This is a genomic window from Streptomyces sp. YIM 121038, from assembly GCF_006088715.1.
In the GTDB taxonomy this organism is placed as follows: Bacteria; Actinomycetota; Actinomycetes; order Streptomycetales; family Streptomycetaceae; genus Streptomyces.
Genome location: NZ_CP030771.1, coordinates 1,031,614 through 1,044,575, shown reverse-complemented (window position 1 = coordinate 1,044,575; position 12,962 = coordinate 1,031,614). Strand labels below are relative to the sequence as shown.

The following is a 12,962-nucleotide window of genomic DNA, read 5'->3' as shown; positions in this document are numbered from 1 at the left end:
GACAGCATGGAAAACGAGGACAAGCTCCGCTATTTCCTCAAGCGGGTCACCGGCGATCTGCGCGAGACGCGGCGGCGGCTGCGCGAGGTCGAGGCCGGTGAGCAGGAACCGATCGCCATCATCGGCATGAGCTGCCGCTACCCGGGCGACGTACGCTCCCCGGAGGACCTGTGGCAGCTGGTCGCCGAAGGACGCGACGGCGTGACGCCCTTCCCCGCCGACCGGGGCTGGGGGGACGTCGAGCTGTCCGACCCCGAGGACCCCGACCGGGTGTTCCGCACCGAGGGCGGATTCCTGCACGACGCGGGCGACTTCGACCCCGGCGTGTTCGGGATCTCGCCCCGCGAGGCCCTCGCCATGGACCCGCAGCAACGGCTACTGCTCGAAACCTCCTGGGAGGCGTTCGAGCGGGCCGGGATCGACGCGTCGTCCCTGCGCGGCAGCAGGACGGGCGTGTTCGCAGGCGTGATGTACCACGACTACACCGCACGCCTGCGGTCGGTGCCCGAGGGCCTGGAGGGCTTCCTGGGCACCGGCGGGCTCGGCAGCGTCGCCTCCGGGCGCGTGTCGTACACGTTCGCGCTGGAGGGGCCCGCCGTCACGGTGGACACCGCCTGCTCGTCGTCCCTGGTCACGCTGCACCTGGCGGCGCAGGCGCTGCGCTCCGGCGAGTGCACCCTCGCGCTCGCGGGCGGCGTCACGGTGATGACGACCCCGCACACGTTCGTGGGCTTCAGCAAGCAGCGCGGCCTCGCCGCGGACGGCCGGTGCAAGTCGTTCTCCGACGACGCCGACGGCACCGGCTGGGGCGAGGGCGCAGGCATGCTGCTCCTGGAGCGGCTGTCCGACGCGCGGCGCAACGGCCACCGGGTCCTGGCCGTCGTACGCGGCTCGGCGGTCAACCAGGACGGCGCGTCCAACGGCCTGACCGCGCCCAACGGCCCCTCCCAGCAGCGCGTGATCCGCCAGGCCCTGGACAGCGCGGGCCTGACCGCGGCCCAGGTCGACGCCGTCGAGGCGCACGGCACCGGCACCACCCTCGGCGACCCCATCGAGGCCCAGGCGCTCCTCGCCACCTACGGCCAGGAGCGCCCCGCGGGACAGCCGCTGTGGCTGGGGTCCGTGAAGTCCAACATCGGCCACACCCAGGCGGCCGCCGGAGTGGCGGGCGTGATCAAGATGGTCATGGCCCTGCGGCACGGCGTCCTGCCGCCCACCCTGCACGTCGGCGAGCGCTCCCGGCACGTCGACTGGTCGGAGGGCGCCGTGGAGCTGCTGACCGACGCGCGGCCGTGGCCGCAGACGGGGCAGCCGCGCCGGACGGCGGTGTCGTCGTTCGGGATCAGCGGCACCAACGCCCACGTCGTCCTCGAACAGGCCCCGGCCGAGGACGCCGACGACGCCGTGGAAGAGCCCGTCGAGCCGGTCCTGACCGAGGCGGTGCCGTGGGTCCTCTCCGGCAACGACCCCGTCGCGCTGCGCGAGCGCGCCGCCGCCCTCCTGCGCCACCTGGACGGCCGCGACGACCGGGCGGTGGACGTCGGCCACGCCCTCGCCCTGAGCAGGACCGCCCTGGAGCACCGGGCCGCCGTCGTCGGCACGGACCGCGCGGAACTGCTGCGCGGCGTCGAGGCCCTGGCCACCGGCGGCGAAGCGCCCCACCTGGTGCGCGGCACGGTGGGCACCCGCGGCAGGCTCGCCTTCCTGTTCAGCGGCCAGGGCAGCCAGCGGGCGGGCACGGGCCGTGAACTGTACGGCGAGTTCCCCGTGTTCGCGCGGGCCCTCGACGAGGTCTGCGCCGGTCTGGACCCGCATCTGGACCGGCCCCTGCGGGAGGTGCTCTTCGCGGAGCCCGACACCCAGGCCGCCGCCCTGCTGGACCTCACCACGTACACGCAGCCCGCGCTGTTCGCGATCGAGGTGGCGCTGTTCCGCCTCGTCACCGCGTGGGGCCTCGCCCCGCAGTTCCTCGCGGGCCACTCCATCGGCGAACTGGCGGCGGCCCACGTGTCGGGCGTGTTCTCCCTCACCGACGCGTGCGCCCTCGTCGCGGCCCGCGGCAGGCTGATGGGGGCGCTGCCCGAGGGCGGGGCGATGCTCTCACTGCGCGCCGACGAGCCCACCGTCCGGCGCCTGCTCGCCGAGCACGGCCGCGGCACGGTGGACGTCGCCGCGGTCAACGGCCCCGAGTCCACCGTGGTCGCGGGCGACGCCGACGCCGTGGCCGCGATCGACGCGGCCTGGCGGGAGAGCGGCGGGAAGACCCGGTACCTGAGGGTCAGCCACGCGTTCCACTCGCCGCACGTGGACGCCGTCCTCGACGACTTCCGCGCCGTCGCCCGCAACGTCACCTACGGGACGCCGGCCATCCCGATCGTGTCCACCCTGACCGGCGCCGTCCTGGCCCCGGAGCAGGCGCGCGACCCCGAGCACTGGGTGCGGCACGCCCGCGAGGCCGTGCGCTTCCTCGACGGCATGCGGTGCCTGCGCGAGCAGGGCGTGGCGAACTTCCTGGAGCTCGGCCCCGACGCCGTCCTGGCCGCCGCGGGACGCGACTGCGTCGACGAGGGCGCGCTCCTGGTGGCCGCCGCGCGGGCGAACAGGCCCGAGGGCACCGTGCTGACGTCGGCGGTCGCGGCCCTGCACGTGCGGGGCGTCGCCCTGGACTGGCACGCCGTGTTCGCGGGCCGCGACGCCCGGCGCGTCGACCTGCCCACCTACCCCTTCCAGCGCACCAGGTTCTGGCTGGACACGGGCGTGCCCGCCGGCGACATGGCGTCGGTGGGCCTGCGGCCCGCCGACCACCCGCTGCTCGGCGCCGCGGTCACCCTCGCGGACGAGGAGGGCGCCCTGCTCACCGGCAGGCTCTCCCTGGCCACCCACCCGTGGCTGGCCGACCACACCGTCGGCGGCGTGGTCCTCGTACCGGGCGCCGCCCTCGTGGAGCTGGCGATCAGGGCCGGCGACCAGGTCGGACTCGACCTCGTCGAGGAGCTGACCCTCGCGGCGCCCCTGGTCCTGCCTCAGGACGGCGCGGTGCGCCTCCAGGTGTCCGTCGGCGCGCCGGACGCCGCCGGGCGCCGCGCCCTGAGCGCGTACGCGCGGGCCGACGACGCGCCCGACGACCAGCCCTGGACGCGGCACGCCTTCGGCACGCTCGCGGCCGGTGACCGGGCCCCGGCCGCCCTCGGGGCGACCTGGCCGCCCGCGGGCGCCGAGCCGCTCGACATCGCGGGCCGCTACGACGACCTCGCCGCGGCGGGGCTCGGCTACGGGCCCGCGTTCCGCGGCCTGCGCGCGGCGTGGCGGCGGGGCGACGAGGTGTTCGTCGAGGTGGAGCTCGCCGACGAGGACGCCGCGGGCTCCTTCGGCCTGCACCCCGCGCTGCTCGACTCCGCGCTGCACGCCATCGGGCTCGGCCACTTCGTCGCCGACGCGGAGCGGCTGCACCTGCCGTACTCCTGGCGCGGGGTGCGGCTGCACAGCAGCGGCGCGTCCGTGCTGCGCGGGCGGCTGTCCCCGGCGGGCGCCGCGGGCGTCGGGATCACCCTGGCCGACGGCACGGGCGCCCCCGTCGCCTCGGTCGAGGCACTGTCGCTGCGGCCCCTGACGGCGGACGCCCTGGCCGGGGACCGGCTCGACTCGCTGTTCCGGGTGGACTGGACGCGGGTGCGGCCCGACGCCTGTGCCCCGGCCCGCCGGGCGGTGCTCGGCGACGGCCTCCGACTCTCCGGCGAGGCCCGCGCGTACCCGGACCTGGCCGCCCTCGCGGACGACGAGGTGCCCGGCCTCGTGTTCGCCCCCGTACCCGCGGCCGCGGGCCCCGCGGAGGCGACGCACTGGGCGCTGTCCCTCGCGCGGGCCTGGCTCGCCGACGACCGGTTCGGCGCGGCGCGGCTGGTGTTCGTCACCACCGGCGCGGTGGCGGCGGGCCCCGACGAGGACGTCCCGGACCTGGCCTGCGCGCCGGTGTGGGGCTTCGTACGCGCGGCACAGACCGAGCACCCGGGCCGCTTCGCGCTCGTGGACGCCGACGACCGGTCGGCGGCGGTGCTCCAGGAGCTGCCGGACGAGCCCCAACTCGCCCTGCGGGGCGGCGACTGGTTCGCGCCGCGGCTCGTTCGCGCCCGCCCCGCGGAGTCCCCGGAGTCGGGCTTCGGTGAGGGTGCGGTCCTGGTGACGGGTGCCAGCGGGATGCTCGGTGGTCTGGTGGCGCGGCATTTGGTGGTGCGGCACGGGGTGCGGCGGTTGGTGCTGGCGAGTCGGCGCGGCCAAGTGGGCGCGCTGTACGACGAGTTGACCGGGCTCGGTGTCGAGGTCGCTGTTGTGGCGTGTGACGTGGCGGAGCGGGACGAGGTGGCGGCGCTGCTTGCCGAGCACCCGGTGACCGCCGTGGTGCACACCGCGGGCGTCCTGGACGACGGCACGATCGGCTCGCTCACTCCGGAGCGGATCGACACGGTGTTCCGGCCGAAGGTGGACGGCGCCCGGCACCTGCACGAGCTGACCCGCGATCTCGACCTGTCCGCGTTCGTCCTGTTCTCCTCCGCCGCCGGTACGTTCGGCAACCCCGGCCAGGGCAACTACGCGGCGGCCAACGCGTTCCTCGACGCCCTGGCCCAGCACCGCCGCGCCGCGGGCCTGCCCGCGACCTCGCTGGCGTGGGGCCTGTGGGCCGGTGCGGACGGCATGGGCGCGCGGATGGCCCAGACCGGGGCCGCGGGCCTCACCCCGCAGGAGGGGCTGCGCCTCTTCGACGCCGCCGTCGCGCTGCCGTCGGCCGTGGCCGTGCCCACGCGCCTCGACCTGGCGCCGCTGCGGGCGCACCCCGAGGCCGTCCCGGCGCTGCTGCGCGCCCTCGTGCGCACGGCACGCCCCGAGGCCGCCAAGGCCGCCGGGGGCCTCGCGGCACGGATCTCGGCGCTGCCGGAGGACGAGCGCCTCCCGGCGCTGCTCGACCTCGTGCGCACGTCCGTCGCCGCCGTGCTCGGCCACGCCTCCGCCGCCGGGGTGGAGCCCGAGCGGGCCTTCGACGAGCTCGGCTTCGACTCGCTCACGGCGGTCGAGCTGCGCAACCGGCTCGACGCGGCCACCGGCCTGCGCCTGCCCGCGACGCTCGTCTTCGACCACCCGACGCCCCAGGTGCTCGCGGGCCATCTGCGCGCCGAACTGCTCGGCGGCGAAACGGCGGGGACAGCGACGCTCCGCACGGCAGCCGCCGACGACGAGCCGATCGCCATCGTCGGCATGAGCTGCCGCTACCCCGGCGGCGTCCGTTCGCCCGAGGACCTGTGGCGCCTGGTCGCCGAGGGCCGCGACGCCGTGTCCGACTTCCCGGACGACCGGGGCTGGGACGTGGAGGCGCTCTACGACCCCGACCCCGACCACGCCGGCACCAGCAGCGTCCGCAGTGGCGGCTTCCTCCACGACGCCGCCGAGTTCGACCCCGTGTTCTTCGGCATGTCGCCGCGCGAGGCCCTCGCGGTCGACCCCCAGCAGCGGCTGCTCCTCGAAGCGTCGTGGGAGGCGATGGAGCGCGCGGGCCTCGACCCGAAGGCGCTGCGCGGCAGCCCCACCGGAGTGTTCGCGGGCGTGATGTACAACGACTACGCCTCCCGGCTCCGCCGCGCCCCCGAGGGCTTCGAGGGCCAGCTCGGCGTCGGTAGCTCCGGCAGCGTCGCCTCCGGCCGGATCTCGTACGTGTTCGGCCTCGAAGGCCCCGCGATGACCGTGGACACCGCGTGCTCGTCGTCCCTCGTGGCGCTGCACCTGGCGGCGCAGGCGCTGCGCTCCGGCGAGTGCACCCTCGCGCTCGCGGGCGGCGTCACCGTCATGGCGAGCCCGGCGACGTTCGTGGAGTTCAGCCGTCAGCGGGGGCTCGCCCCGGACGGCCGCTGCAAGGCCTTCTCCGCCGACGCGGACGGCACCGGATGGGGCGAGGGCGTCGGCATGCTCGTCCTGGAGCGGCTGTCCGACGCGCGGCGCAACGGCCACCGGGTCCTGGCGGTCGTACGCGGTTCCGCGGTCAACCAGGACGGCGCGTCCAACGGCCTGACCGCTCCCAACGGCCCCTCCCAGCAGCGCGTGATCCGGCAGGCCCTCGCCAACGCGGGCCTGACCACGTCCGACGTGGACGCGGTCGAGGCGCACGGCACCGGCACCACCCTCGGCGACCCCATCGAGGCCCAGGCGCTCCTCGCCACCTACGGCCAGGACCGCGCCGAGGACCGGCCCCTGTGGCTGGGCTCGCTGAAGTCCAACATCGGCCACACCCAGGCCGCCTCCGGCGTCGCGGGCCTGATCAAGATGGTCCTCGCGCTGCGCCACGGCGTGCTGCCCAGGAGCCTGCACATCACCGAGCCCACGCCGCACGTCGACTGGTCGTCGGGCGCGGTGTCGCTGGTCACCGAGACCACGCCGTGGCCGGAGGTCGCACGCCCCCGGCGCGCCGCCGTGTCCTCGTTCGGCATCAGCGGCACCAACGCCCACGCCGTCCTGGAGCAGGCACCCGACGACATCCCGGCCACCCCGGAGACCCCGGCCGACCCGCCGTCGGCGCCGGTGCCCTTCGTGTTCTCCGCGCGCACCGAGGACGCCCTGCGCGCGCACGCCTCCCAACTCGCCGTCGCCGCGGAGGAGGTCGCTTCCGCTGACATGGCGGACACCCTGCTGTCCCGGTCGGTGTTCGAGCACCGGGCTGTGGTGGTGGGGGGTGGTGCCGAGGCGTTGGCGGCGGTGGCTCAGGGGGCGGAGTCCGCTCGGGTGGCGGTCGGTGTCGCGCGGCCTGCGGGGAAGGTGGCGTTCGTGTTTCCCGGTCAGGGGTCGCAGTGGCTGGGCATGGGGGTGGAACTGGCAAAGTCCTCGCCGGTGTTCCGTGCCTCCCTCGACGCGTGTGCGCAGGCGTTGGCGCCGTATGTGGACTGGTCGTTGTACGACGTCCTGAACGACGCGGCCGCGCTGGAGCGCGTGGACGTCGTGCAGCCCGCGCTGTGGGCGGTGATGGTGTCGCTGGCCGCGCTGTGGCGTTCGTACGGTGTGGAGCCCGACGCGGTCGTCGGCCACAGCCAGGGGGAGATCGCCGCCGCGCACGTGGCGGGCGCGCTGTCCCTCGCCGATGCCGCCAAGGTCGTGGCGCTGCGCAGCAAGGCGGCCCTGGTGCTTTCGGGGCAGAGCGGGTTGGTGTCCCTCGCGGTGACGCTCGACGCGGCGCGGGAGCGGATCGCCCGCTGGCAGGGGCGGATCACCGTCGCCGCCGTCAACGGCCCCCGCTCGGTCGTGGTGGCGGGTGGCGCCGACGACCTGGACGAGCTGTTGGAGGCATGCGCGACCGACGACGTGTGGGCCCGCCGGGTCCTCATCGACTACGCCTCGCACTCGCCGTACGTCGAACCCGTCCGGGAGGAGCTCGCGACCCTGCTGGCCGGAGTCGAGGGCAAGGCCGCGCAGGTGCCGATGCTGTCCACGGTCACGGGGGAGTGGCTGACCGGGACCGAGGTCGGGGCCGCGTACTGGTACCAGAACCTGCGCAACACCGTGCGCTTCGAGGAGGGCACGCGGGGTCTGCTGGACCGGGGCGTGGGTGTGTTCGTGGAGTGCAGCCCGCACCCCGTGCTCGCCTTCGGTGTGCGCGAGACCCTGGAGGCGGTCGACGCCGAGGCCGTCGTGGTGGGCACGTTGCGCCGCACCGACGGCGACCTCGACCGGTTCCTGCTGTCGGCCGCCGAGGCGTACGTGGAGGGCCTGCCCTTCGAGTGGCGGGCCGCGGTGCCCGCAGGACGCCCCGTCGACCTGCCGACCTACCCCTTCCAGCACCAGCGCTACTGGCTGGACGCGCCCCGCGACCTGAGCGTCGAGGAAGCGGCCGGAGGGCTCGGCCTGGCGGGCACGGGCCATCCGCTGCTCGGCGCCGCCGTCGAACTCGCCGACGGGCAGGGCCTGGTGTGCACCGGAAGGATCGGCACGGACACCCACCCGTGGCTCGCCGACCACGCCGTCGCGCAGACGGTCCTGCTGCCCGGCACGGCCTTCGCGGACATCGCGCTCGCCGCGGGCGGCAGGCTCGGCCTGGACGAGGTGGAGGAGCTGACCCTCGCCGCACCGCTGGTGCTGCCCGAACGCGGCGGCGTACGCCTGCGGGTGACGGTCGGCGCCGACGACGGCTCCGGCCGCCGGGCGCTGCACGTCGACTCCTGCCCGGAAGAACCGGACGCCGCCGACTGGACCCGGCACGCCACCGGCTTCCTCACCACGGGGGCGCCCGCCGCCCCCGCGGCGCTCACCCAGTGGCCGCCCGCCGACGCCGCGCGCGTCGACCTCGGCGGCCTCTACGACGGCCTGGAAGAAGCCGGGTTCGGGTACGGACCCGCCTTCCAGGGCCTGCGGTCGGCGTGGCGCGGCGACGGCGCCGTGTACGCCGAGATCGCGCTCGACGAGGACCAGCACCGGGACGCCGCGTCGTTCGGCCTCCACCCGGCGCTGCTCGACGCCGCGCTGCACGCCTGCACGCTCGGCGGCCTCGTCGAGGACGCCGGCCGGCCCCGGCTGCCGTTCACCTGGAACGGCGTCCGGTGGCACGCGACCGGCGCCACCACGGCGCGGGTCCGGCTCACACCGGCCGGACCCGACGCCGTCTCCCTTGAGCTGGCCGACGCACAGGGGCAACCCCTGGCGACGGTCGCATCCCTCGTTCTGCGGCCGATCGCCGCGGATCACTGGGGTGCGCGCCACCGCGATGCGCTGTTCCGGCTGGAGTGGGTGGCCGCACCGACCCGTGCGGCCACCCCCGCTCCCGCCCGCGGTTGCGCCGTGATCGGCCCGGACGACCTGAAGGCCCGCGCGGGCCTCGCCGCGTCCGGGGCCGCCGTCGAGGAGCACCACGACCTCGCGGCCCTCGCCGCGGCCGGGGTGCCCGGCCTCGTTCTCGCCGCCTTCGCGGAGGACGGTCCTGACTTCGCGGAGGACGGTCCTGAGCCGGTCGCCGCCGCCCGCACCGCGGCCTTCCGCGCGCTGCGCCTGGCCCAGGAGTGGCTGGCCGACGACCGGTTCCTCGACTCCCGCCTCGTCTTCGTGACCCGCGGGGCCGTCGCGGCCGGTCCCGACGAGGACGTGCCCGACGTCGCCGACGCGGCGGTGTGGGGCCTGATCCGGGCGGCCCAGTCCGAGAACCCCGGCCGGTTCGTCCTCGTCGACGTGGACGGGCACGACGCGTCCTGGGCGGCGCTGCCCGGCATCCTCACCGGTGCCGAGCCGCAGGTGGCGGTGCGCGCCGGTGACGCGAGGGCGCCGCGCCTCGCACGGTTCGGACCGTCCGCGCCGCAGTCCCCGATCGCCTTCGCGCCCGGTGGCACCGTCCTCGTGACCGGGGCCACCGGCATGATCGGCGGCCTCGTCACCCGCCGCCTCGTCACGGAGCACGGGGTCCGGCACCTCGTCCTCGCCAGTCGCAGGGGCGCCGCCGCGCCCGGCGCCGACGCGCTCTGCGCGGAGCTGGCCGGACTCGGCGCGCGGGTCACGCTCGCCGCCTGCGACGTCACGGACCGCGCCGCGCTGGGCAAGCTCCTGGCCGAGGTGCCCGCGGACCACCCGCTGACCGGAGTGGTGCACTCGGCGGGCGTCCTGGACGACGGCGTGCTCGCCTCGCTGACGCCCGAGCGGATCGACACGGTCTTCCGGCCCAAGGTCGACGCGGCCTGGCACCTGCACGAGCTGACCCGCGATCTCGACCTGTCGGCGTTCGTCCTGTTCTCCTCCGCCGCCGGTACGTTCGGCAACCCCGGCCAGGGCAACTACGCGGCCGCCAACGCGTTCCTGGACGCGCTCGCCCAGCACCGCAGGGCGGCGGGCCTGCCCGCCACGTCGCTGGCGTGGGGCCTGTGGGAGTCGGCCAGCACGCTGACCGGCGCCATGGCCGACAGCGACGTGGCGCGGATGTCCCGCTCCGGCGTCACGGGCCTGACCGAGGAGGAGGGGCTCGCCCTGTTCGACCTCGGCTGCGCGGCGGGCGACGCGGTCGTCGTGCCGATGCGGCTCGACGCGGGCAGCCTGCGCGGCGGACCCGACGAGGTGCACGCGCTGCTGCGCGGCCTGGCGCGCCCCCGGGCCGCCCGGGCGGCGGGCGCGGCCGAGGAGCCGCCGGCCCGGCGCCTCGCCGGGCTGACGGAGGAGGAGCAGGAGCGTGAACTCCTCGGTCTGGTCCGGGACCGCACGGCGGCCGTACTCGGCTACGCGCCCGACGAGCTCGACGTCTCCGGCGCCCTGACCCAGCTCGGCCTCGACTCCCTGACCGCGCTGCAACTGCGCAACGAGCTCGCGGGCGCCACCGGACTGCGCCTGCCCACCACCGTCGTGTTCGACCAGCGGACGGGCCCGGCGCTCGCCGGATACCTGCGGCGCGAACTCGCCGCGACAGCCGGGGACGCCCCCGCCGCACCCGCCGCCCTCGCCGCCGAGGACACCCTCGTCGGCCTGGTCCGCCAGTCCTACGACCTCGGCATCGCCAAGGAGGGATGGCTGATGGTGGACGCGGCCGCACGGCTGCGGCCGGTGTTCGAGAAGGCCGACGAGGTGGCCGCGCTGCCGCCGGTCCCGCTGGCCACCGGCCCCGGCGTCCCGCTGCTGTGCTTCCCGCCGACCATGGCACCCTCGGGGCCGCACTACTTCTCCCGCTTCGCCCCCGTCTTCGCGGGGCAGCGGGACGTGACCCTGCTGCCCCACCCCGGCTTCGGTGCGGGGGAGCCGCTGCCCGCGACCCGGGAGGCGGTGATCCGCTTCCAGGCCGATGCCGTCGAGCGGCAGGCGGGCGACCGGCCGTACGTGCTCCTCGGCTACTCCTCGGGCGGCTGGATGGCCAACGCCGTCGCCGCGCTCCTGGAGCGGCAGGGCCGCGCACCGGCGGCGGTGGTGCTCCTGGACACGTACATCGCGACGAACTCGTTCGAGAAGCGGCTCGAAGCGGCACTGTCGGAGCGCATGTCCACCAGCCAGGCCTTCGACCTGCTGACCGGCGCGCAGATGACCGGACAGAGCGGCTACGTGCGGGTGTTCGAGGACTGGAAGCCCGAACCGGTCGGGGCCCCCACGCTGTTCGTGCACGCCACGTTCCCGCCCGGGGAGACGGAGGCGCTGGAGACCGAGGACGCCTGGCAGCCCCAGTGGCCGCACCGCCACGAGGACGCCGACGTCCCCGGCGACCACTTCACGATCATGGACGTGCACTCCGAGTCGACGGCGCTCGCCGTACGGGCCTGGCTGGACGACGCCCGGTTCGACACCCTCGGTTGACCCACCGGCCCCAGCTTCACCGGTGACCCAGGCCCGAGCCGCGTCGGACGCGACCGAACCGACCCGCGTCCGACGCGGCCCCGAGCACGACGGCAGTACGCGGCTCCGACCGCGACAGCAGCACTCGACTCGACCACGACAGCAGTACTCAGCTCCGGCCACGACAGCAGAACGGACGACGCACATGACACCTACCGACGGCAGCGACCTCTGGCTCCGCCGGTTCCACCCCGCACCGGACGCCCCGGTCCGGCTCGTCTGCTTCCCGCACGCGGGCGGATCGGCGAGCTTCTACCACCCCGTCTCGGCCGCGCTCGCGAGCGGTGGCGACGTGGTGGCCCTCCAGTACCCGGGCCGCCAGGACCGGCGCAACGAACCGAACGTGGACGACATCGGCGTACTGGCGGACCGGATGGCGCCCGTGGTGGCACCGCTGTTCGACCGGCCCGTGGTGTTCTTCGGCCACAGCATGGGCGCGATCCTCGCGTTCGAGGTAGCCCGCAGGCTGGAGGAGGACGGGCACACGCTCGCGATGCTGTTCGCCTCCGGCCGGCGGGCACCGTCGACGCGGCGCGTGGAGAACGTCCACCAGCGGGACGACGAGGGGCTCCTGGCCGATGTGAAGACCCTGAGCGGCACCGACGCGAAGGTGCTCGGCGACGAGGAACTGCTGCGCATGGTGCTGCCCGCCATCCGCAGCGACTACCGGGCCATCGAGACGTACGGCTCCGTGGACGCGGTGCTCGGCTGCCCGATCACCGCCCTGGTGGGCGACGACGACCCCAAGTCGACGGTCGGGGAAGCCGACGCGTGGCGCGCCCACACCACGGCCGCGTTCCGGCTGCGGGAGTTCCGCGGCGGCCACTTCTACCTCAGCTCGCGCGCGCCGGAGGTGATCGCGGTGGTGGGCGAGGCGCTGCGCGGAGCCGTGGCCGTCGGCTAGCGGAGCGGGGAACGGGAACGGGGGCCGGACGACTCGCTCGTCCGGCCCCCGTTCGGCTTCGGGCGTGGCCCGCGGGCCTCAGATGTAGCCCGCGCGCAGCGCGTAGGCCACCGCGTGGGTCCGGTTGCGCAGCCCAAGGCGCGAGGTCAGATTCTGCAGGTCGTTCTTCACGGTCCGCTCGGAGTACGCGAGTTTGGCGGCGACCTCGGCGGTGTCGAGGCCGTCCGCCACCAGCCGGAGGATGTCGACCTCCCGCGGTGTCATCTCCGCCGGGGTGAGGTGCGCGGGGCCCTGCGCGCTGCTCTGGAGCCGCCCCATCTGGGCGATGAGCCTGCCTAACAGATCGGGCGGCAGGTCACCGTGGCCGCGGTGGGCCGCGAGGACGGCCCGCAGCAGCCGTGCCGGTGTGGCCTCCCGCCGCCGCACGATCGAGGTGACACCGCAGCCCGCGACATCCAGCACGTCCGCCCCGCGCATCCGGTCCACCACCAGGACCACCCGGGCGCTCTGCGCGTGCACGAGTCTGCGCAGACTCACCAGTGTCGCCTCGTCCACGGCGCCGACGACGAGCAGGGCGACATGGGCGCGGTCGTGCCGCGTGCCGTCCGTCAACGCGATCTCGGCGCACTGCCGGAGCTGGCTCACCACCCCCGCCCGGGAGATCGGGTCCGACGCGTGCACGGTGACCAGCACCGGCTGCGTCGTGGGAACGCTCTCAACGCGCGGCTGCATGGGCTAG

General features: G+C 75.6%; 3 protein-coding genes. 2 read left to right on the top strand and 1 reads right to left on the bottom strand.

Features of this window, described 5'->3' with window-relative positions:
* The first annotated feature begins 6 nt into the window (after positions 1 to 6).
* The gene (locus tag C9F11_RS04125; RefSeq protein ID WP_138957965.1) at positions 7 to 11,280 is read left to right on the top strand and encodes a type I polyketide synthase; all 11,274 of its coding nucleotides are present in this window, start codon (positions 7 to 9) and stop codon (positions 11,278 to 11,280) included.
* A 184-nt stretch (positions 11,281 to 11,464) separates the two neighbouring features.
* A complete protein-coding gene (locus C9F11_RS04120; RefSeq protein ID WP_138957964.1) occupies positions 11,465 to 12,223 on the top strand; it encodes an alpha/beta fold hydrolase in 759 nt (252 codons plus the stop codon).
* 78 nt (positions 12,224 to 12,301) lie between these two features.
* On the opposite strand, the gene C9F11_RS04115 is transcribed toward C9F11_RS04120, so the two are convergent.
* Positions 12,302 to 12,955 (bottom strand): response regulator transcription factor, encoded by a 654-nt coding sequence (locus C9F11_RS04115; RefSeq protein WP_138957963.1) that lies wholly within the window; start codon positions 12,953 to 12,955, stop codon positions 12,302 to 12,304.
* Positions 12,956 to 12,962: the final 7 nt, after the last annotated feature.